Genomic DNA, 23,342 nt, shown 5'->3' with positions numbered 1-23,342 from the left:
ATATGGAATTAGTGAAGATGACAAACAATTTAGTAAATCATTTTATGAGGTAGAGAATGAATAATAATTTAGCTGATAAATTAAAAAATATATTAGATTATTTTCCACCTAAAGACCTTGACACATTTATTGTAAATGGACTAAATCCTAAAATTAAATTGAGAGATTACCAAACTAGAGCAATTCAGTCATTTATTTTGTATTATCTTGATGAAGGTAATACAAAATTACGTACTCAAGATAAAATACACAACCTATTCCAAATGGCAACAGGGAGTGGAAAGACAGTAATAATGGCTGCTTTAATTCTATTTTTATATCAACAAGGTTATAGAAACTTTATTTTCTTTGTATCACAAACCAATATTCTTGAAAAAACTAAAGAAAACTTTGCAAATCCAGCAAGTTCAAAATATTTATTTGCTTCGCCTTTAAAATGCTTCAATAAAACAATAAAAATCAATATTGTTGATAATTTTCAAGCTTCAAACATTGATAAAGACTTAATTAATATATGTTTTACAACCATTCAAAAATTACATAATGACATTATTAGTCCACGCGAAAATGCTATGAGTGAATATGATTTTAGCAATCATAAAGTAGTATTTATTAGCGATGAATCTCATCATCTAAATGCAAGCACAAAAGCCAAAAGTAAAGTACAAAAACCCGAGATATTTGAAGAACCTTCTTGGGAAAACACTGTAATTAGTTTATATAATAAACATCCCGAATCGCTTTTACTTGAATTTAGTGCAACTGCAGGTCTTAATAATGAAGATATTAATAAAAAATACGCTGATAAACTGATTTTTGACTATCCTCTCAAAACTTTTAGAGACGAAAAATGAACCAAAAACTTTCAAAACATAAGTTCTGAGACAACATATTGACAAAGATCGCTTATAGCATTAATTATTAGTGAATATCGTCATATGCTTTTTAATGATTTAGGCTTAGAAATAAAACCTGTGGTTTTATTTAAGTCAAAAACAATTGTAGAAAGTAAAAAGTTTTTTGAAGAGTTTAAGCAAAAAATTCAAAAACTAAGCATTGAAGACATATTGGCTCTTGAAACTATTGATATTCCGATTATGAAGCAAAGTCTTAGTTACTTTAAAAATTTAGGACATCAAGACTATCAATTATTAGTTAATCTACTTAAAGAAAGTTTTCGTGAGCAAACACTAGTCATTATTAACTCATCCGCTGAAAGCGCAATTGATGCACAAATGCAAATGTTACTCAATACGTTGGAAGATAAAGACAATGTCTTGCGAGGTATTTTTGTAGTTGATCAACTAAATGAGGGTTGAGATGTACTTAACCTTTTTGACATTGTTAGACTGCATGATGAACGTCAAGAAAATACACGTGTAAAAACCAACAAGTATACAATTAAAGAAGCTCAATTAATTGGACGTGGAGCCCGTTATTGTCCTTTTGTGTATAACAATGATGAACAAAATCGAAACAAACGAAAATTCGATGCAGACTTAAGCAATAAATATCGTGTTCTAGAAACTCTTTATTACCACTGCAAAAACGATTCACGCTATATCAATGACCTTCAAAATACACTTAAACAAACTGGTCTTATTGATGATGATAATGGTAAAGTAGTTGAAATTAAACTTAAAGAAGAATTTAAAAATTCAGAATTTTTTCAAAATGCTTTAGTTTGAACTAACAAAAGAGTTCCAAAACAAAATAGTATGCCAAGCGAGCAAGATAAAGTTAATTTTACTAAAACTATTGATTTTAAAGTTAAACAAATTAAGGCTAATGAGGAAAAACTTTTTGATTTAGACACACAATCAGATAATGAAATAGAAGAACTTAAAATTGTTCAACAACTTAATCTTCAAGATGTTGAATATCACATTCTTGAGGGCTGTGCGCTTTATTTTGAAACACTGAAGTTTGATTTTCTAAAATCTAAGTTTTCTAATCTTAAATCACTTCAAGAATTTTTAACTTCATCTGATTATCTAGGTTCAAATGTTAAAATTATCTTTAAGTCTAATGACTCGAAAGCAAAAATAAGTGGAAGAGATATTTTTAGTGCTGTTATGGATGCATTTAAACAAATTGAAAATTATCTTTATTCGCTCAAAGATGCAAGTGTAGGTGAAAAAGTTCTACGTCCTAAATATCTTAAAGATGTTATTGAAGATAAATTAATATATGTTGCTAATGTTGAGGATGAAGACGGAAATGGTAACCCTCAAAGTAAAGCAAGCGAAAAACTTAGAATGGATCTTAGTTCTAAAAAATGATATGTTTTTAATGAAAATTATGGAACAAGTGAAGAAAAAGAATTTGTCAAATGATTTAGTGATAACTATGCAAAGCGACTCGAAAACAAAAATATTGAATTCTATTTAGTTAGAAATGAACGTTTTAGTGATCTTGCACTTTATGATTTTGATAGTGGTGATCGTTTTGAACCTGATTTTCTTCTTTATTTCAAAACCAATAAAATAAGTTCGCAAGTATTTGTCGAACCTAAAGGTACACATCTAATCGAACATGATAATTGGAAAGCGAATTTATTGAGCTTGATAAACAGCGGCATCAATCTTATGCCAAATAATGGTAATTGAAGAGTTATTGGTATGCCTTTTTTCAATAAATTAAAAACCACCGAATTTAGTCAAAAATTTGATGATTTTATTGAAAGTCTATAGCACTCGTGCTTTAAAATGCTATCGTAGATAATTTTGTGTAGAGATCACTAAATAGCAAATATTTAACAGAAGATTTTTACACCAAATTATCTACAGTACCACCAAACAACATATTTGGAAGAAAAATTCTCCAATTTTGTCATGTTGTTTGGTTGTTTTTTGCATAATAAATTTAGATTTTCGTAATTGCTAATCTCAAAAATCTCTTACTATAAAAAGTAAGCCAGAGATAAATTTACACAAAATTTTCTATATTACCTTCAAAATAAGTTTGAGACTGATTTATACAAAATTATCCACAGTATCCAAATTTAATTTATTTAGCAAATCATTTTTTGGCAATTTGTATATCGCTGTCTTGAATTTTATTTTCATGATTAAGACTGATATATCTTATTAATGCTTCAAACTCGACAAATATTTCTTGATACTTGCTTGGAATTATATCAAGATCTAAAAGATAGGCAACGTTATCAAAACCTTCATCATTTTTTATACCAATTTTAACTAAACCGTGATATTCTATATCATTAATTACAACGTTTGTAATATAAATTCCTGATTTAATTTTTTTGATATTTTCAGGATATTTAAAATGAAATTTCTCAAAATTAGTAATAAAGGCATATTTTTCAATAAGTAGATTATTTATTGCCGAAATGTTGCCTTCATCAATTAATTCATTTATTAATGTTGAGGAAATTTTTCTTTTATTAATCTTTCGTTCGTTTGCTGTATAGACTTCAAAATTTTTTTTAAGGTAATTAACATCGCCACTTCTACGAAAGCCAAAATAAAAATCATTACCGCATACAACATATTTAACGTTATTATTTTTTAAATTATTGCAAAAGTCATAATGTGAAACATTCATTGTATCTTCATTAACATCAACTAAAAATACGAAATCGAATCCTAAATTAAATAATGTATATAGTCTTGTTTGGACTTGGAAGGCCTTGCTTTCATGTATTTTCGACTTTTTATATGGTTGGTTAAATAGCATAATTGCTAATTTGTAATTTGCCCCTGAATTTTTTAGGTCCTTTGCAATTTTGATTAATTCATAGTGTCCTAGATGAAGAGTTTCAAAACTGCCTAAAACCATAATTAAGTCATTATTTATTTCAAAAATTTGTTTAAAATTTCATTCAAAAATTTTCATATTAATAATTTTACTTTAATTAATAATTTTAAAAATAAATAAAAATTTTACGATTACTCGTAAAATCCTTTTTCTTTTAGTTTGAAATATGGTCCATCTTCGGTAACAGGTAAACATATTTCATTAGCAACATTTTTAGTGGTATCTTCTCCATTTCCCATAGCTATTCCTAAACCAACTAGTTTTAGCATCTCAATGTCATTTTCAGAATCACCAAATGCAACCATTTCACTTGGCTTAATATCCAGCAGTTTGCCCAATACTTCTAGACCCACGGCCTTGGTAATGCCTTTAGCTGAAAGAAATATTCCCCCAGGTCATGTTGCTAAAACTCACATATTCATATTATGGTGTTCGAATAAAATATTAAGTTGCTTAGATCAATATTCGGGATTATTTGTGCTAACAGTGATTAGATAGTTTTTATCATTTTTTGTTTCGAATTCTTTTTCTGATATAAATTTATCTTTATAAGGTAGATAGAATCAGTGATTTAGATTAAATAAATCATTATAATAGCCCCATTTATATCCTACAAATGAAAATGGTATCTTTCTTTCATTAGCAAATAATCTGAACTTTACAAAATCATTATAATCAATAGTTTGTTCAAATATGTATTCATTAGTTTTTAAATCTAAAATAAATGTTCCATTTGCACCAATAAAATAATCAACATATGGATTATGTATTTGTTTTCCGACTGTAAAAATATCACGTCCTGAACAAAGCACATTAATATAACCTGCATCTTTTAATTTGCGAAACATTTCTTTCATTCTTAGAGAAAGTTCATCTATGCCGAATGGTAGCAATGTACCGTCTATATCAAACACAACCATCTTGTACTTGTTATTCATTTTAACCTCTTAACTAGGCAATGAAAATATACGGTTGAATAAAACCTTGTCGAAGGTTATGAAACCGTTATTTATTTGTCCTCAACCAATTATTTGATTATTAAATGTAAAAAGGCCTTTTCCGTTAAAGTTTTTAAATCTATCGAAAAAAACCGATTTTGACTTTATTAATTTCACTTCAAAATGTGTAAGTGTATATAATTTTACTCTAAAAAGAGAGTTTATGTTATTGATTTGCTCAAAATCGAGACTTTCATTTAATTTGATATTCCCAATTTTCTCTCGCTTTAAAATATTTACAACAGCATCCGTTTCAAGATATGTTCCAATATCATGAATTAATGACCTTATGTAAGTTCCTTTTGATACTTTTGTCCTAATGATGAATGATTGTTTTTGATAGTTAAAATCTATTAACTCCAAGTTGTGTATTTTAATATTACATTCTGCTAATGAAAAATCTATGTTTTTTCTAGCTAAATCATAACTTCTTTGTCCATTTATTTTTTTGGCCGAAAAAACTGGAGGAATTTGTTTGGTTTGATTTTTAAAATGTTTTAGCGCATTTTCTAATTGCTCCTTGGTAATCATTTTTTTATTTTTTAAAAAAATAACTTCTTCACCTTCATCATAACTTTTAGAAGAGCAATGAAGTGAAGCTTCAACAAAATACTGTTTTGTATCATTAATAAGTCATGGCAAAACTTTTGTATCATCATCACTAGCAACTATTAAAAGACCTTGGGCTAACGGATCAAGAGTACCGCTATGACCAATCTTTTTAATATTATGTTCTTTTGCAAATTTTTTAATTGCAAAAAAACTTGATTCTCCTCTTTTTTTATTAATCTTAAAAAACATTTTTCCTCAATGTAATTTATTATATCATTTTTAAATTATTTAATCAATTGAAGGGGTTATTGATGAGATAACTGAATATCAAAAGCTTTATCTTCTTAGTTTTTAAATTAAGTGTTGGATTTATGTATTAACGAAGATTACCATATTTATCATGAGACAAGTTTTACTTGATTTGCTAGTTAAAAAATATCTCTTTATTTTATAAAAAACACTAATTTACTAATTTATAAAAGTGTATAAAATAAAAATAGGTGTTTTGAATCATATTTCAAAAAATTAAAATATATGCTACTTTTTTTATTAAATAACAAAAAAATTATATATAATAATATAGCATTAAATAAGTAAGCCGTTTTAGCTCAGTTGGCAGAGCAACTGACTTGTAATCAGTAGGTCGTAGGTTCAAGTCCTATAAACGGCACCATATATGCGCGAGTGGTGAAATTGGCAGACACGTTAGTTTTAGGCACTAATGCTTCCGGCGTGAGGGTTCAAGTCCCTCCTCGCGCACCATATCATTAAATATGTTGTTTAGAAAGGTTATAAATGCCTTTCTTTTTTTATTTTAAATTTTATAATGAAAAAATAATTAATATAATTCAAATTGCGCGCTAAACTTAATATGTTATGAGGAAAATAAAATTATTTGAAATGTTTTCAGGCATTGGCAGCCAATATAAAACCCTTAAGAATTTAGAGCATAAATTGAATTTTAAAGCAGTTAGTTTGGGTGCTTGTGATTTTTATATTGATGCAATTATTTCATATATGATAATTCATTGCGGTAATTGGAATTACTTTTTTTATAGTTAAAAATCTTATTATGTTGGTTTATTTGTTATGCGCTTAAATTAGTGGATAACAAATAAAGCATAAAAAAAATGCCGTGAAGGCATTTTTTATTGGTGATTTACAAATGGTGGAGAATGAGGGGCTCGAACCCACGACCCTCGCCTTGTAAGGGCGATGCTCTCCCAACTGAGCTAATTCTCCAAATGGTGACCCTAGCGGGACTCGAACCCACGCATGTATGGATGAAAACCATATGTGTTAACCACTTCACCATAGGGCCATACTGGCGCCGACTATTGGGATTGAACCAACGACCAACTGGTTAACAGCCAGCTGCTCTACCGCTGAGCTAAGTCGGCACTCATATAAGTAAATGCTTAATTATTATAACCTAAAAAAATATTTCTTAATAAAAATTTTTAATTTATTTATATAAGCACCATCATATCTCGTATTATCGGCAATTATGGTGCTGGTTAGAGGTATCGAACCCCCGACCCACTGATTACGAATCAGTTGCTCTACCATCTGAGCTAAACCAGCATGTAAATTATTTTAGCAAATTTTAGTAAAAAAGTAATTTTCTAAATTATTAATTATTCATTTGTTAATTTTAAAAAATATAAACTTGTCGCTTTTTATTAAAAAAATACTTTTTTCAAAAAATAGTTTATAAAAATAGTAAAATTTGGTTGATAGTGGGAGGAAGTGGAAATGTATGGTAAATACGAGCGAAGCTTAGATGACAAGTTAAGAGTTGTCATTCCGCCTAAAATACTTAATGATTTAGGAAAAGAATTTTTTATCACAATTGGTTTTGACAAACAATTAGTTTTGAGAGATAAGGTTGAGTTTGAAAAACTAAAATCTAAACTTGAGGATAATAATTTGCTTAATAGAGATTTGAGAGAATTAAGTAGATTTATCTTTGCAAATACAGAATTAGTTGTGCCAGATAAGTCAAATCGTATTATTATTCCGAAACATTTAGCTTTTAAAACCACTATCAAAAAGGATGTTGTCTTCATCGGATCAGGAAACACCTGTGAACTTTTTGCAAAAGAAGTTTATGATGCAAAAGAAAGATATTTCGAAGATGAAATTGACATTAATAATCTAGCTCAGAAATTATTTGAACAAGGGGTTAAATTATAGAAAAACATATTCCTGTTTTGCTAAATGAAGTAGTTAACTCATTAGACATTAAGCCAAATGGGATTTATCTTGATTTAACTTTAGGAAGAGCTGGACATAGTGTTGAAATTTTAAAAAAAATAAAAGACCAAGGTAACGGGAGACTTATTTGCTTTGATAAAGATATTGAAGCAATACGTGATTCCGAACAAAAATTAAAATTAGTGAGTGACCTTTTTATATTAGTTAAGAGTGATTTTAGATTCTTGAAAGAAGAATTAGCGAAACTTAATATTGAAAAAGTTGATGGAATCTTAGTTGATCTAGGTGTATCTAGTCCACAACTAGATGATGCTAGAAGAGGTTTTTCATATTCACAGGATACAAAACTGGATATGAGAATGGATTTGGATGCAGAACTTAATGCACATATAATAGTCAATGAGTGAGAAGAAGATAAAATTGCACAAATTTTATACGATTATGGTGATGTAAAGCTAGCAAGAATAGTTGCGAAATCAATTGTTAAAAATAGACCAATTAGTACTTCTTTTGAATTAAATGAAATTATTAAAAAAGCATTACCAGCCAAAATTGTTAGACAAAAGAATCCATCGAAGGCTGTATTTCAAGCCTTAAGGATTGCGGTTAATGATGAATTAAATGCATTAGATGATTTGCTAAATCAGGTTATAGATTTATTAAATGTTAACGGCAAGTTAGCTATTATAACCTTTCATAGCAAGGAAGATGCAAAAGTCAAAAGATTCTTTCAAAATTTAAATTATGTAGATCCTAAATTAAAAAGATTGCCAGTTCAGACTGAATTAAAGTGAAAACAAAAAATTATTTTTCCTTCTCAAAGCGAATTTGAGAATAATAAGAGATCACGTAGCGCAAAAATGAGAGTGATAACAAAAATAGGTTAATTTATGAAGAAAAGTGTTATTATAGCATACAAATTTGAGGTCAGCAGTTTTTCTGTTGAGGTTATAGAGCAAAATTCTTTTGGAAATATTTTGATTTATAAAAGAAGCATTAGTAGCACAATTTTTAACCTATTTGAGTTAGATTCATTTATTTGTAAAACTAAAAAAGAAATTGAAGCAACCATATCTTTGACAATAAAAAATGTTGTTGTAATTATTCAAGATTCACCTTTTTTGAAAATTAATAAGAAAATAATTTCTAATAAAAGTAATCAAAAGCTAACTAATTATGAATTAGCTAAGAAACTATACTACTTAGAAAAATCAAATAGTAATTACTTATTTGATTACTCATATCTAAATAATGATAATAACAATCAATTAATAAGTCTTAATCTTTTAGAATGAAATGTTGCTAAAAACATTTTTAATCTATTTAAGAAAAATAACCTAAATATTTTAAAAATTTATGACTATGAATTTCTTAAAAATATTTATTTTAATCAACAAAGAGATTCTGGAATAGCTACCCAAATTTATTTAGATGATTACAGCTTGAAATTAAATGTTTTAAAAAATGATGTAGTTATAATTAAAAAAAATGTTAATTTAGGAATAGATTATTTAATTGAATTCATTGCTAAACAATTGAAAACTACCAAAAAAATAGCTTATACTAAATTTAATTTATGGCAATGTAACTTAAATTCTGGCAATAATTTATTATTTAAAAAAGTTCTTGGATATTATTTAAAAAAAATTAATGATTATGTTGAATCTTTTTTAAAAAATATAAAAGATATTAATATAAAAGTTAATTTTAATGTAAGTAATAGCAAATTCCTAGAAACCATAAAAGCGTTTAAAAACCTTAAAATTTTAAGTTATTTATCAGACAAAGCTTATTGCGCAATTGATGTTATTAGTTATGAAATGATGGGAATTATTAATCTTGTTAACAAAAGACAAAATACTATTAAAGAAATGACTATAACCTCTGAATTATTTATTTTAGACGTAAATAAACGAGAGGAAAAAGGATATTCTTTTAATTACAAAAAATAAACTCAATTTTATTTATATAATTTAGTTAAATTAAAGATAAAGTAGAAAAAAGTAAGGAGTACTGCCATGCCAGAATTTGAAAATTTCAATTCCGTTGCTAATATTAAGGTTATCGGTGTTGGTGGTGGTGGAAATAATAGTATTCAAAGTCTTCTTGATACAAAAATTGATGGATTAGAATTTGTTGTTGCAAATACAGATAGACAAATTCTAGATAAATTTGATAAATCACTAACACTACAATTAGGTGATAAAAAAGGTATCGGGGCTGGTGCTAATCCAGAAATTGGAAGACAAGCTGCCGAGCATTCAACACATGAAATAAAGGAAAAGATAAAAAATGCTAGCCTAGTAGTTATTACTGCTGGGATGGGTGGCGGCACCGGTACTGGAGCAGCTCCTGTGATTGCCAAATTAGCTAAAGAACAAAATTCTTTGGTAATAGCAATTGTAACTACACCCTTTTCATTTGAAGGAAAAAAGCGAAGTCAGATTGCACTCCAAGGGATTGAAGAATTAAAGAAAAATGTAGATTCTTATATTATTATTTCAAATGATAAATTGAAAGAATCTTTTGGCGAAATTTCTTTTAAGGATGCTTTTAAGGTTGCAGATAATATTGTTAAGCAATTTATTAGAACTGTTGTCGATATTATAGCTGTACCTGGTTTGATTAATTTAGACTTAGCCGACCTAGAAACGTTAATTAAAAACAGTGGTGAAACCATTGTAGGAATCGGACAATCAACTGGTGAAAATGCGGCGCAGAAAGCAATGCATAATGCGATAAGTAGTCCTATTTTGGAAAGTAATATAAAAGGTATCACTAAAGCAATAGTTTATTTTTCGTCATCAAGAAATAGTACTATCAATGATTTTGAGGCCGCAATTGATGTTTTAAAGAATGTTGCTGGCGAAAATATTGATGTTATATTTGGCGTTGGTTCTCCTGCTAATGAAGAAGCAGAAAAACTTGGTGAAATTTATGTATCTGTAATTGCTACAGGAATAAATAGAACCAACAATAAAGAAGAAAATGATTTTAAACTCACAAATAGTGAAATCGAAAATCATACAGATGATGATACACAAGAATATTTGACAATTTCAGGTTTTGATTCATCTAAATCTAAATCCCATTTGAATAATAAATATTCAAATGATGATGAAAGCAATGAAATTATTTACAATAAATTTTAAAGTAAGAAGATGTAAGAATTCCTGTTTTAAAAGTAAATTATTTTAGAGAGAGGCAGTTGCCTCTTTTTTATTACCCAGGGTTAAAAAGCATGAATATATTGGATAAATAAGCTAAAACATATACAAATTTTATCATTATTATAAATAATGATAGCCTTACAAAATAAGCAACTTTGCGAAAAAAAAAAAAAAAATGTAACATATAACCTATAAAAATTGAAAAATATTTGAAAATGATAGCTTAAAAAAAGAAAGAGTATAAATTTATGGAAAACACCAGCGAAAACAAACAAAAAAAGAAAAGACGTGGCAACATTATTTTAGCTTTATCCCTTTCACTATCAATTGTTGCAACAGGCGCTTTGGTTGCTTATTATTTCTTAAATGCCAATAAAAATGGAGTTAATAGCACAAATGATATTAAAGGTTTAAAAATAATGGACCAGAAAATTGCTTCAAACTCAGCAGTGTTTAATTTGAAAAATATTGATGAAAATGATAATATGGATAGAACATTTTTAGTTTTATTTTATGCCAAAAAAACACCATATGAAATAGTTAGAAAGTCTCACACAGTCGGAAAAAATAGCGAAAATATGCATTTTGGGATAAATAATGAGAAACCGTTATCTCCTAATACTGATTATGAATTTCAGATGGTTTATAATAATAAAATTGTTTTTATTCATCAATTTAAAACCTTAAAAGCTGAGCAAAAATATTCACAAGATGAATTAGATAAAACAAACAGCGAACTAGAGAAAGCAAAGCAAAATGATTTATTAAAAAACAGGGATGTAATTTCTAAGACAGAAGAATTAAACAAGGCTAATGAAAAACTAAATAAAACCAGGAAAAATAAGGAAGCTTTGGAAAAACAACTTCAACTTATTAAAGAAAAAATAAAAGCGCTTGAAAAATCAAAAAAAGATGCTGAGCAAAATAAACAAGAATTAGAAAATAGCGTTATTTATGCGAATAATGAGTTAGATAAACTAACCAAAGAATTAAATGAAGCAAATAGAAAACTAGAAAAAGCTAAAAATAAGGTTAAAAATGCTCAAGAAAGCGTTGAATCCTCAACTTCTAACGCTATTGATATAGATAATGATTTAGCAAAGAAAACTAAGGAATTAGAAGAAGCTAAAAAAGAATCAGAAAAAGCTAATAATACTATAATTGCTCTTAATAGTGATAAAAATAGAATAAATAATGAATTAAATAATGCTCAAAAACAACTAGATCAAGCAAATAAACAACTTAATGATGCAAAACAGGAAGTAAGTGAGACAACTCAAAAACTGAATAGTCTTATTTCTACAAATATTGAATTAAACAATCAAGTTCAAGAAGCAAGTAGACTTGAAGAAGAAATTTCCATTGACGCAGGTCGTATTTTTAAAGAATTAGAGAAAGCAAATAATAATCTAGTAAAAGCAAAGGACAATCAAAAAAACATCTTAAAACAAATTGAAAATTCTAAACGCGAATATCAAGAAAAAGAGCAAAATTTTAATCAAATAAATAATGAATTGGAAGAATCAAAAAGATTATTGAAACAAGCTCAAGATACACAAAATAACTTACAAACACAATTAGATGAAATTAAAAAAAATAAAAAGCAAAAAATGAAGAGATTAATAAACTAGGTAATGAAATAAAATTAGTTGATGGAACCATTAAGAAAATAGAAAAATTGATTGCTGATATTAAAAATGATGAAATCGATAAAGATCGTTATGCTAACCAGTTAAACATTGAATATGAAATTTTGAAACAAAATTTAAAACTCGCAAATGATCTTAAAGATGGTGCTGCTGAAAGTTCTATAAATATCGAAAAAAGAATTAAGCAAAATTTAGAAGAAATAAAACAAAAAAAATTAGATATAGCTGAATTTACTAATCAAAAAAAATTATTAGAAAATAACCTAGTTGAACTAGGAAATAATCGTACATCTATGAGAATCAAGATCGGAGAATTATCTGAATTGGTTGAAAAAAATAAGAAACTAATTGATTCATATAATAAAAATATAAGTGATTATCATGAAACATTAGATAGAATTGCTGAGGCCAATGGATCTGATACTGGTATTGGTGATGGAGGAGTTGCGGCGGAGGATAGAATTTGAGAGATAATTGATCGACTTCAATCCGAAAAGAGTAGTATTGAGAAAGATTATGAAAGGGCACAAAAAGAATTGGCAGAATGGGAAGAAAAAAAGAAAAAACTCGAAAAGGAAATTGTGCCAGTAGTAAAGGAATATCGAGATTTTGATGGAAAAATATTACAAGCAGAGAAAAGACTGTTGGAGTTAACTAAAGAAAAAGACGAAAATATTGAAAGAAAAGCCCAATCTGAAAAGAAACTAAAAGAAGCTGATGCTAATGTAGCAATCAAAGAGAAGCAAAAGAATGATAAGTTTGAATTATTACAATTGGCAAGAGCAGAAGCCACTGAAGCTAAAAAACGCAGAAAAGATGCAGAAAACAATTTAAGATTAACTAAGGAAAAATGAATAACAAAAAATCAAGAGATTCAAGATGCCAATAATGCATTAAATAGTTCTAATGATATTTTAGCTGCATTGGAACAAAGCCTAAGGGACGTAAAAAAAATTGTGGATGAAAAGCAAAAAGAAGTAGCTAAAAATGAGAAAAGTAAAAGTAATGTTGAAGTGCAAAAGCAAAATTCTTTTATGAATAATAAGAGATTAATGAAGGCGCTTGAAAGTATTAACAATGATATTTCTTTAAAAACTGATGTGTTAAATCAAAAAAGTAACGAATTAAGTGATTTAAATAAAAGACGTGAACTGCTAGCTGCTAATAAAAATGCATCTGTGCAAAAAGCTAACAAGAATAATATAGAATTGCAAAAAGTTCAACATGAATTAAATAGTGCTAATCATAAAGTTCAAAGTTTATTTGAAAATGTAGGCCAAAAAACTAAGGAAGTAGAGCGAATAATAAAAAAACTTCAAGATATTGAAAAAGCTATCAATAAAACAAATAATAATAATAATAATAATTTAACAAATAAAAAACAAAAAGAATATGAAAATGCTAAGCAAAAAAATGACGCTGCTTTACTGAAACTAAATAATGAAAAATATAAACTCAAAGAAGCACAAAATGAATTAGAAAAAATAGCTATTGAAATTAATCTAAAACAGCAAAAATTAGAGAAAGCAAAAAATAAATTTAATGATATTTATAGTCTTAATCAAGAAATAATTAAAACAATAAACGATGCTGATTTAAGTATTAAAAATATTCTTAGTGAAAGTGATAATATAAAAAAACAAATTCTAAAAAATGAAAAAGAATTAAAATCAGATGAAGAGAATGTATCTGTTAAAGAAAAAGAACTCCAAAAAACAAAGAAGGAATAAAATAATGCATAAACATTTCATAAATTCACTAAGGGAATGCTGAAATGCTATTAGATTAATAATTTTTTCAGAAGTTAAGAGATATCGTTTAGCTTAAAAAAATAAATAAACTTTAACTTAAAGCTTGATTTTTTAAAAAAATAAAAAAGGTATCATAAGTAATCTTGCTTTCCTATGCCCTCTATTTAAGTATAAAAATAAGGAACATAATTTAAATATTTTTAGTAAGGAAGTGTAAGAATTTTTTGTGTAAATTAATTTCTAGCCTACTTTTTATTAAGAGATTTGAGAATGGTAATTACGCAAATTTAAATTTATTATATAAAAATAACCAAACAACAAAATAATTGAAAAAATTTTTGTATCTGATGTTTGGTTATTTTTTTGTTATTTATCATTTGTGTCTACTGAGAAACTGAGTCTGATTAAAGAGATGCCTTAAATTGGAAACAACATTATCTCATTTTTTAAGTTAATTTTAATTGTAAAATTCTCATAAATATAATTATTTGACGAACAAGTTAATGATAATGATACCTTTATTTTTGCATATGTTTTTGATAATAGCAAATTCGTAGTAAAGTTAAAATAATATGTTATGGCATACAAAAAAACAAATTTTTGCTATTTTGCTACCAAATTTTGCAAAAAAAAAAAAAAAACTATAATTTTGTTTTGTATATAAAAATTTTATCTAAGGAGATATCATGAAGAAATCTAACAAAATTTTATTAACATTAGCAAGTATTTCAATACCTTTTATAACAGCTGCAACTGTTATTTCTTGCAGTTCAAATAATGATAAAAAACCTAGTGATCCTAAAATAGATGATCAAAAGAAACCAGAAGATTCTAAAAAGAATGAAGAAGGCAAAGAACAAGAAAAGAAACCAGAAATTAAACATTTAGGAAAAACCCTTCCAGAAGGCAGAACAGAAGATGAGGACACTAAAGACACTCTTGTATCACCATCTCTTCCAGAAGTCAAACCAGACCCTAAAGAAGATTAGTTGCTAAGCAACTTAACAGATGAAGAACTAGAAGAAATGTTTAATGAGAAACTAAAAGAAATTTTAAAATTAAACTCATTTAAAAATAGCTTAGCTGAGATTGAAAAAATTAAAAAAGAGGATTTGGAAGATGTGCTAAAATCTCTTAAAGCCCTTATGGATAAACAAAAGACTCCTGAATCTAAAGAACAACAAAAGAGTCCTGAAGCAGATACACCAAAAACTACTCCTGAAGCAAATAAACAAAGTACTCCTGAATCTAAGGAAAAAAATAGTTAATAAGGAATAATAACCATCTCTATCAAAAAACTAGATGACTTAAAAGTGCCAAAACTTTAAGCTTGCATTCTATTTAAGCTACCTATATCACGATGATAACTATCGGTTTTTTAAAAATAAGGATATGACTTGTTTTAAATAAACTTCTAAAGAGAAATTAGAAATATTTAATTCTTTTAACTTTGCAAGGAATATTTTAAAACAATCAAATTTATATCGGTTTTATTTAAATTTGCCGGCGGTTCTTAAATTTTTATAATAACGAGTTTGGGTTTGTTAAAAAATATATAAAAATCTAGATGCATTTGTGTCTAGATTTTTTGCTCTTAATGAGATAAAATAAAGAAATTAGGAAGAGAGAAATAGTTAAATATTTGCGTTTCAGACCATAAAAAATGTGCAAAATAGATAAAACCATTAGGAATTTCTTTTTAAATTGCAAAGAAAATAACAAGCGGTCTAATTATTGACAAATCATAGAAGACATTTTAGCAAAGCATAATTCAGTAGTAATAAAAAGCAAACAAGGCCACCATTTATAATTTCCCATGATTTTAGCAAAGCATAATTCAGTAGTAATAAAAAGCGTGCTACTAAAGAAAAGCATCTTTAAGATGCTGCTATGAAAATGAAAGATAGATACTTCAATAACTTCGTTTGATATAATGAGAAAATGGTTTAATAAAAGCAAAAAATAAAACCATAAAATGGTTATTCAATAAAAATTTAAAATTTGAATATCTTAATTTTTACAAAATCGCTTATTATGAATTTGCTACACTTATGAAATACGAAATAATTAATTGGTGCGCCCTTTGCTTGTATGAGGGCAACGTGTGATTAATTATTGTTTGACATAAATTAGGTGAATTACCAATGAAGTTATTGGGCAATGATAGATTGTGGCAAAATACAAATTTGAATAGTTACATTCAACTGCCCATTCAGTTTTTTGTGGCACAGTTTAAATTTTTAAAAACATTAGCTTTTATAAGGATATATAACAGCTGAAATGTTTTTTGTTATTTTCAAAATTAAATTTAGATGTAATAGATAAAAAAATAAAATATTATTGTAATTTAACTCGATAGTATAAGTAAAAATCTCGTATTAGTATTTTTATTTTGTCTATATCAACTTATTATAATATAATAAATACATGCTAGATTTTATACAAAAAAGAATACAAAAATCAATTGATAAAATTAATAAAAAATTGTCAATTAATGAAGAAGATATTTTAGAAATTTTAAGAGAAGTTAAGTTAGCTTTATTAGAAGCTGATGTTAATTTAGAAGTTGTTAAATCATTTATAAAACAAGTAAAAGAGAAGGCATTAAATAGCCAAATTATAGGTAAATTAAATCAGCAGCAAACTGTCTTAAAGATTTTTAAGGATGAATTAACCAAAATATTAGGTAGCAATTCTATTGAAATTAAACCAAAGGCAATACCAACAAAAATTATGATGGTAGGACTACAAGGATCGGGTAAAACTACAACATCCGCTAAATTATCATTTTATCTTCGAAAAAAAGGGATATTCAAAAAACCACTATTAGTTGGTGATGATATATATCGCCCCGCTGCTAGAGATCAACTAGAACAGCTTGCAAAGCAAACTCAAACCGACTTTTTTACAAAGAAAGAAAATGATGCCTTATTGATTGCAAAGCAAGCGATTGAAGTAGCTGAACAATATAAAAATGACCTAGTTATTGTTGATACTGCAGGACGTTTGGCAATTGATGAAGAGTTAATGAATGAATTAGAACAAATTAAAAAAAATATTAAACCAGATTACATATTTTTAGTTATTGATTCAATGAGCGGTCAAGATGTTATTAATACAGCGAAGGCTTTTCATGAAAAATTAAATTTAAATGGAACCATCATAACTAAATTAGATTCAGATGCAAGAGGTGGTGCAGCACTATCAATAACGCATCTTCTTCAAATTCCTATTGCCTTTATTGGGATTAGCGAAAAGATAGCTGGCCTAGAATTATTTTATCCAGATAGAATGGCAGATAGAATTTTGGGAATGGGTGATGTTCTTTCGCTTATTGAGAAAGCATCAGAAGAAGTTGATGAAAAAATGATGAAAAAAATAGGCTATAAAATGATCAGCGGAAAGTTTGATCTTAATGATCTAATGAATTCTCTTGCGCAAATTAAAAAACTCGGTAAGATGAAGGCAATTCTTAAATTAATTCCCGGAATGGCTGACAGAGTAAGCGATGAAAAAATAGAGGAAGCTGAAAACAAGTTTAAAATTTATACATATCTAATTAATTCAATGACTGAACAAGAAAAAAAGATGCCTAAATTATTAAAGAATTCGTCTCGAAAAGAAAGAATTCTTAAAGGCTCGGGTAGAAGTGCTCGTGAGTATAACATGTTATTAAATGATTTTGAGAGAATGTCTAAACAAATGAAGGAATTAGGTAATAATCCACAGATCAAAAATGGTATTTTAGGATAAAAAAGATGGGCATATTAAAACATGGACAAAAAATCCAGATAAAATGTGCTCAGATTTTTTGTATATGTTTATAAATGCATAAATTATTAGTAAACAATTTAGTTACGAATGCTTAACCTACTGCATTGGCAAAATTTAAAAAACTAAAAATAAAATGTAAAAGCCGGTTAGGCTTTTAATCCTGCCAAAAACGATGGCAAAATATTACCTTTTTTAAAAGATTTTAATATTAATAAATGCTTTGAAGCAGGTGTTAATTTGGCTACTGTGAGTTCTTATTTAGTTAAGATTTTTTAAAAGAAACAATTGATATGTTACTAAATTAATTGATGAATGAAGCAATTAAATAAAAAAATAACAAAAGAGAATAAGAAAGAAAAAAACTTTATAGTGCAATTTGAAGAGTTGCTGAAGATTTAAGGGGAAGCGTTGATGCTTGAGACTTTAAGCAATACATTTTAATTACATTGTTTTATAGATACACATCTGAGAACATTACCAAATATTTTAATGATGCAGAAAATGCTGCTAATCCAGACTCTTTATTTAATTATGCTGATATTTTTGATGATCAAATTGATGATGAAATTAAAGAACAATTAAAAGATGAAAAAGGTTTCTTTATCAAACCTTTTTCATCTTTTTATAAATATCTTAAGAAGCAGCAAAGATAATGAAAAACTTAATGAAATATTAACTACAGTTTTTGATGAAATAAAAGCTTCAACAATTGGTCATGACCCCGAGGAAGACTTTAAAGATTTACTTAAAATTATCTATGTTTCCTCATACCCCTTATCTTATATTTTATTTTTATTAACAATTTTCTTTATTATAAATAGATTTCTTAATAGTTTAATTGAGCTTACTAAGAAGATGTTTAAAGAAAATAAATTAGACAGTTTAAAAGTTTTTTTGCTATTAGTTTTTGAGTGTAGAATAAGTTTATATAAGGAAAGATTTCTAATATTATCAAGAAATTTCAAGAACACATTGTTTAAATATTTAGGACTATTTTTACATATATTTAAAATATTGTTAATTGCATTTTTTAACACTTTATAATCTTTTGCATCAAGCTCTACGCGAAGTGAGCTTTTAATTGCATCAATAAAAAAGTTAGCAGTATGGTCTATATTCTCTTCATTTGTAATTTCTACTAACATTTTGTCGAATATAAACAATAAATTATATTTATTTTTTATAATAAAATGTTTTCATAATTCATCAAAATTTCTTAATTTAACATAAACATCAGAATAATTAATAAGAGATTCAACGAAAAAATCAGTAAATTCTGAAAATGAATTTAGGCTAGATAAATATTCTTTTACCTTATTAAATTTTTGATTATTTTTGATGTTAAATAAATATGTTAAAAAGCTAGTATTTAAGGAATCTTTTATTAAGGAATGGATTATGTCTTTGAATTCCTTTTTTGAATCATTTATTAAACCGGAATTAAAAAGATATTTTAAAACATCATAAACCATATTTTGCTCATTTTTGAAAAAGTTGTTTAATTCTTGTTTTATTAGTTTGTAGTTAATAATTTTTTTTGATAATGCCTTTTTTTGCAAAATACATTCAATAATATAAACTATGTCATCAACCTTATGATCCTTTAAGAGTATTAGAATAGCTTCTTTTGATCTTCGTTCATTTGTTAAAAAATTAAGAATTTTAGCAATGCTCTCATATTGTTCTGGAGCATAAATAAATTTCTGACTAATAATTTTTTTGATCATTTCGCTTATTGGCAACTTGCTATATCTTATGAATATTGAACAAAAATCAGTTATACGATTTCTATTATGTAAAAGATTGTTAAAATATCTTTGTGATTTATTTTGTCTGAAGAGAATTTCATTTTTATTTTTTCCATAAATCATTTTAAATAAACTTAAATTTTCACTACATTGTGATATTGGATTATATGAATAGATGTTGTCTTCTCAATATTTGGTGTCGGAAATATATTCATTAGTAAAACTATGATTATTAAGATCATTTTTAAGCATTTTGAAATTTAGAAAAAGCTTAACATAAATATCCATTGCTATTTTTTTATAGCCGCGTTCAGTTGGATAAATTGAAAAAATATTTTCAAATAAATATTTTTTATTTTCTTCCCAATATTTTGTGTCGTTTATATTAATAAAATCAATTCGGCATTTTTTAGCAGATTCCGCAATTGTTTTATTTAGATTAATTTGTAGGTAATCAAAAATTTCAAATTGGTCGCTTAATTGAGTGTTTAAAAAAGATGAAATAGTATTTCTTAAATTCAATAATAATGGTGAGTAGCTAGTGATTATTATTTTTGCTTTGTTATTAATTTTTCTGATGGTTGAAATTAGACTTATTATTTTATTTTCGATAACAATGCTTAAATTTTCAATATCTTTTTTGATTACGGAAATTTGTCTATCTCTAGCTTCACCATTTAATTTAGTCAAAAGAAATATTTTTTGAAATGGTAAATTGGAAAAAAAATCATTAAAGCCAATAGTTAAAGTAATTAAATTGGCTTCCGCAATTTTTTCATTGATATATTGGAAATCATTATTTCTAATATTTCAATCCTTCAAAAATGGTGAAAAAAAGTTATTAAATGGATTATTTGAGGATCAATCTATTGACTGGATTAAGTCTAATTTGCTCCCCATTTTTTTAAGGACCTTTTTATTGTTGCTATAAAATGCTTCCAAAAATTCACATGAGGCATTACATATAGCAAAATTGTAAAAACTTTCAACTTGTAAATTAGACGTATCATTTAGAAAATTTGCTAACATCGATGGGAAGCATAAACCTTTGATTTCGCCATTTTTATCCATATAACCATTAGTCGGAAAACCAATCTTTGAATTATAACCTGCTGAAAATGCGTCGCCTAGGGCAACATATTTTATGATAATGGGTTTTTTTGTATTCTCATCCATTCTATTTTCCGCCTTCATATGCATCAAAAATAACATTATTTAAATTTTTGAAATGATTAATTAACATATTGATGCCTTTTTTAATGTCATAAACACCGTTTTTTAGTAATAAATTGTTTTGCATTGCATATTTAGAAATATTTGCAAAAATATCCTCTAAATCAAAAGTAGGATTTAAATTAATTTCTTTTAGTTTCTCAGGATAATATTTAGACATTAATTGATAAAGAGAAACAATTAATTCGTTTTGATCAATGGCCTCTTGTCTAATTGATCCAACAATGGCTAATTTTGCTCCAATTTCATTATTTTCGATTTTAGGCATCAATAAACCAGGAGTATCTAACAAAAGATAATTTTTGCAATTAATTCATTGTTCCGATCTCGTAATACCAGGTATAGACCCGACCTTAGTTGCTCTCGATTTTGACATCATATTAATAAATGTTGATTTACCGACATTTGGCACACCTAAAACAACACATTTAAGGCTTGGAGTAAGTTTTTGCTTTTGATCATTTTTGGCCTTAAATTTTAGGAACTCTTTATTTAGAGCAATATTAATTTTTGCATATGTGTTTTGTGCTTTTAGGTTGGTAACAACTACTTGACCACGTTTTTTATAATCTTCAAGAAAAGGTTTGAGTTTTTCGAGATTAGTTTTATCCGCCTTATTAAAAACAAATAAAACTGGTTTGTTATTAATTATTTTGAAAATTTCATCATTAAAAGAACTTCGAGGTAATCTAGCATCCATTACAATAATAAATAAATCAAATAATTTTTGTTTTTCTTGCAATAGTCTAAATTGTTTGGCCATATGGCCAGGAAATCAATGGATCATATTATTTCCTTTCTATTCTTTTTTTAATATAAAATCCTTGCCTTTTTGGACTTCATAAATTGACAGATCATTAAAGTTTGTTTGTCGTAAAATTTCATATAAAACAATAGCTACTGAATTAGCTAAATTTAAACTGCGACAATTAGAATTCATAGGAATTCTTAAACAATTATCGATGTTAGTTTGCATAATTGTCTTTGGTATCCCTGTACTCTCTGTGCCAAACATGACTCATATTTCACCTTCTTTCTGTGCCAGTTCATCATATTTAATATCGATATAATTTTTTAAACCATAACGTGTTATGTAAAAAATATTTTTGCTAGGATATTTTTTAATAAAATCATCATATGATTGATGAACCTCATGTTGAATTTCGCTAAGAAAGTGCCCGGCTGCTTTTCTTTTTAATCAATGAGGGTGTAAGTCAAAAGCTATTGGTTTTATAATATGAAGCTTGGCTTTAGCAGCGAAACATGTACGGATTATGTTTGCTGTATTAGCATTTATTTCAGGTTGATATAGAATAATATTAATCATAGTAAAAATTTTACTATATATAGCAAAAATTAGCAAATATAAAACTCACTAAACAAACATTTAATCCAATCTTTATGATATGTTGGTAAATAAAAAAAGTTTGGTTTAGAAATAAACAAACTTTTTATAAATCTATAAATATAAACTACGATATTAAAAAACTATTTAAATAATTTTTTATATTGACCATATCCTTTTTCATCAAGTTCTTCATAAGGGATAAAACTAAGAGATGCGGAATTAATGCAGTATCTTAATCCACCTTTATCTCTTGGGCCATCACTGAAGACATGACCTAGATGTGAATCGGCGTTTTTTGATTTTACTTCTGTTCTAATCATTCCATGTGAAGTATCTGTTAATTCAACTAATAGACTATTATCTATCGGCTTAGAAAATGCTGGTCAACCGCAACCAGAATTAAATTTATCATCTGATATAAATAATGCTGTACCATCAACAATATCAACATAGATGCCTTTTTCATAATGGTTATTATATTTATTCATATAAGGTCTCTCAGTAAATGCTTTTTGCGTTACATTGTACTCAAGTTCACTTAGTTGTGCTAAACGTTTTTCTTTTTCTTGGGGATTCATAAACCCTCCTTATATTTTATAATTTTATATTGAGTAAGTATATAAAGATTTTATATGATTTTATGCATAATTTAAATTATTTTAGAATTTGTAAATTAGGAATTTTCTAACTTAATATGAGTTTGATGAACTTAATATTAAATATGCTCATATTAATATTTTAAAAAAAACACCACAAATACATAGATCTGTGGTGTTTTAACACTATTTTTTACTTAAAAAGTAATATAGAAAAAATTTATTTTCTAATATTTAGTGATTTAATGGTTGATTGGTATAATGTATAATCTTCGTTTTTTAAGTGATTTAGCAATGCTTTACGGTGATTAACTTTTCTCATAAATCCACGCATTGAGTGCAAATCTTTTTTATTAATAGCAAAGTGTTTTTTTAATGATTCAATATCTTCAGTTAATATTGCTATTTGTACAGGCAAGTAACCTGTGTCTTTTTCATTTCTTCCAAATTGCTTTACCAATTCGCTTTTTCTAATTTTAGAAACCATCTTTTTCCTTTCATAACCTAGCAATAATCTTAATTACTA

Annotated in this window: 19 protein-coding genes and 6 tRNA genes; 13 read left to right on the top strand and 12 right to left on the bottom strand. The window is 26.8% G+C overall.

All coding sequences use genetic code 4. From position 1 onward, the window contains the following. Positions 1–56: 56 nt before the first annotated feature. On the top strand, positions 57–2,693 hold the full coding sequence (locus tag ACWXVP_RS01420) for a DEAD/DEAH box helicase family protein (protein WP_456012734.1): 2,637 nt from the start codon (positions 57–59) through the stop codon (positions 2,691–2,693). A 316-nt stretch (positions 2,694–3,009) separates the two neighbouring features. On the opposite strand, the gene ACWXVP_RS01415 is transcribed toward ACWXVP_RS01420, so the two are convergent. The 3 genes from ACWXVP_RS01415 to truB are packed head-to-tail and all read right to left on the bottom strand — an operon-like array spanning position 3,010 to position 5,579. Beyond that, the gene (locus tag ACWXVP_RS01415) at positions 3,010–3,858 is read right to left on the bottom strand and encodes an FAD synthase (protein WP_456012733.1); all 849 of its coding nucleotides are present in this window, start codon (positions 3,856–3,858) and stop codon (positions 3,010–3,012) included. Positions 3,859–3,911: 53 nt separating this feature from the next. After that, positions 3,912–4,718, bottom strand: coding sequence for a YcsE-related riboflavin metabolism phosphatase (locus ACWXVP_RS01410; RefSeq protein ID WP_455994175.1), 807 nt, complete (start codon positions 4,716–4,718; stop codon positions 3,912–3,914). Between the two features lie 9 nt (positions 4,719–4,727). Next, positions 4,728–5,579, bottom strand: coding sequence for a tRNA pseudouridine(55) synthase TruB (truB, locus tag ACWXVP_RS01405; protein WP_444705150.1), 852 nt, complete (start codon positions 5,577–5,579; stop codon positions 4,728–4,730). 348 nt (positions 5,580–5,927) lie between these two features. Here truB and ACWXVP_RS01400 point away from each other — a divergent pair. Continuing rightward, positions 5,928–6,003 (top strand) — tRNA-Thr (locus ACWXVP_RS01400). A 5-nt stretch (positions 6,004–6,008) separates the two neighbouring features. Continuing rightward, positions 6,009–6,092 (top strand) — tRNA-Leu (locus ACWXVP_RS01395). A gap of 404 nt (positions 6,093–6,496) precedes the next feature. Here the strand turns inward: ACWXVP_RS01395 and ACWXVP_RS01390 are convergent. The 4 genes from ACWXVP_RS01390 to ACWXVP_RS01375 form a co-directional block, all read right to left on the bottom strand. Next, positions 6,497–6,572 (bottom strand) — tRNA-Val (locus ACWXVP_RS01390). A 3-nt stretch (positions 6,573–6,575) separates the two neighbouring features. Next, positions 6,576–6,651: transfer RNA gene (locus tag ACWXVP_RS01385), tRNA-Glu, on the bottom strand. Between the two features lie 4 nt (positions 6,652–6,655). Beyond that, positions 6,656–6,730 (bottom strand) — tRNA-Asn (locus ACWXVP_RS01380). A 108-nt stretch (positions 6,731–6,838) separates the two neighbouring features. Then, positions 6,839–6,914 (bottom strand) — tRNA-Thr (locus tag ACWXVP_RS01375). A 171-nt stretch (positions 6,915–7,085) separates the two neighbouring features. Here ACWXVP_RS01375 and ACWXVP_RS01370 point away from each other — a divergent pair. The 10 genes from ACWXVP_RS01370 to ACWXVP_RS01325 all read left to right on the top strand — a co-directional run bounded on the left by ACWXVP_RS01370 (position 7,086) and on the right by ACWXVP_RS01325 (position 18,544). Beyond that, on the top strand, positions 7,086–7,526 hold the full coding sequence (locus tag ACWXVP_RS01370) for a division/cell wall cluster transcriptional repressor MraZ (protein WP_438340860.1): 441 nt from the start codon (positions 7,086–7,088) through the stop codon (positions 7,524–7,526). Next, a complete protein-coding gene (rsmH, locus tag ACWXVP_RS01365) occupies positions 7,520–8,434 on the top strand; it encodes a 16S rRNA (cytosine(1402)-N(4))-methyltransferase RsmH (RefSeq protein WP_438340912.1) in 915 nt (304 codons plus the stop codon). The genes ACWXVP_RS01370 and rsmH overlap by 7 nt, the downstream gene beginning before the upstream one ends. A 3-nt stretch (positions 8,435–8,437) precedes the next feature. Beyond that, a complete protein-coding gene (locus ACWXVP_RS01360) occupies positions 8,438–9,499 on the top strand; it encodes a hypothetical protein (protein ID WP_456012731.1) in 1,062 nt (353 codons plus the stop codon). Positions 9,500–9,565: 66 nt separating this feature from the next. Further along, positions 9,566–10,699: a cell division protein FtsZ gene (gene ftsZ / locus ACWXVP_RS01355; protein WP_455966233.1), complete on the top strand. Its 1,134-nt coding sequence runs from the start codon at positions 9,566–9,568 to the stop codon at positions 10,697–10,699. A 266-nt stretch (positions 10,700–10,965) separates the two neighbouring features. Further along, positions 10,966–12,348 (top strand): hypothetical protein, encoded by a 1,383-nt coding sequence (locus ACWXVP_RS01350; protein ID WP_456012729.1) that lies wholly within the window; start codon positions 10,966–10,968, stop codon positions 12,346–12,348. A 47-nt stretch (positions 12,349–12,395) separates the two neighbouring features. After that, on the top strand, positions 12,396–14,096 hold the full coding sequence (locus tag ACWXVP_RS01345) for a hypothetical protein (protein ID WP_456012727.1): 1,701 nt from the start codon (positions 12,396–12,398) through the stop codon (positions 14,094–14,096). 707 nt (positions 14,097–14,803) lie between these two features. Beyond that, the gene (locus ACWXVP_RS01340) at positions 14,804–15,106 is read left to right on the top strand and encodes a hypothetical protein (protein ID WP_456012725.1); all 303 of its coding nucleotides are present in this window, start codon (positions 14,804–14,806) and stop codon (positions 15,104–15,106) included. Further along, positions 15,107–15,385, top strand: coding sequence for a hypothetical protein (locus ACWXVP_RS01335; protein WP_456012723.1), 279 nt, complete (start codon positions 15,107–15,109; stop codon positions 15,383–15,385). A gap of 1,159 nt (positions 15,386–16,544) precedes the next feature. After that, positions 16,545–17,870: a signal recognition particle protein gene (ffh, locus tag ACWXVP_RS01330; RefSeq protein ID WP_438340855.1), complete on the top strand. Its 1,326-nt coding sequence runs from the start codon at positions 16,545–16,547 to the stop codon at positions 17,868–17,870. Between the two features lie 467 nt (positions 17,871–18,337). Further along, positions 18,338–18,544, top strand: a complete 207-nt coding sequence (locus tag ACWXVP_RS01325) for a hypothetical protein (protein ID WP_456012722.1) — start codon at positions 18,338–18,340, stop codon at positions 18,542–18,544. A gap of 126 nt (positions 18,545–18,670) precedes the next feature. Here the strand turns inward: ACWXVP_RS01325 and ACWXVP_RS01320 are convergent, their stop codons facing one another. The 5 genes from ACWXVP_RS01320 to rpsO all read right to left on the bottom strand — a co-directional run bounded on the left by ACWXVP_RS01320 (position 18,671) and on the right by rpsO (position 23,303). Continuing rightward, a complete protein-coding gene (locus ACWXVP_RS01320) occupies positions 18,671–20,833 on the bottom strand; it encodes an SGNH/GDSL hydrolase family protein (RefSeq protein WP_456012720.1) in 2,163 nt (720 codons plus the stop codon). Next, positions 20,817–21,659, bottom strand: coding sequence for a ribosome biogenesis GTPase YlqF (ylqF, locus tag ACWXVP_RS01315; RefSeq protein WP_444705141.1), 843 nt, complete (start codon positions 21,657–21,659; stop codon positions 20,817–20,819). Before ylqF ends, ACWXVP_RS01320 begins: the two co-directional genes overlap by 17 nt. A 12-nt stretch (positions 21,660–21,671) precedes the next feature. After that, complete coding sequence (locus ACWXVP_RS01310; protein ID WP_438340851.1) at positions 21,672–22,199, bottom strand: TrmH family RNA methyltransferase; 528 nt, start codon at positions 22,197–22,199, stop codon at positions 21,672–21,674. A gap of 161 nt (positions 22,200–22,360) precedes the next feature. Then, the gene (msrB, locus tag ACWXVP_RS01305) at positions 22,361–22,798 is read right to left on the bottom strand and encodes a peptide-methionine (R)-S-oxide reductase MsrB (RefSeq protein WP_438340850.1); all 438 of its coding nucleotides are present in this window, start codon (positions 22,796–22,798) and stop codon (positions 22,361–22,363) included. 238 nt (positions 22,799–23,036) lie between these two features. Next, the gene (gene rpsO / locus ACWXVP_RS01300) at positions 23,037–23,303 is read right to left on the bottom strand and encodes a 30S ribosomal protein S15 (RefSeq protein WP_438340849.1); all 267 of its coding nucleotides are present in this window, start codon (positions 23,301–23,303) and stop codon (positions 23,037–23,039) included. Positions 23,304–23,342 lie beyond the last annotated feature (39 nt).

The organism is Mycoplasma sp. 1781 (assembly GCF_053851675.1).
Note: the sequence above shows the minus strand (reverse complement) of the source record. Positions and strands in the feature narration are given on the sequence as shown.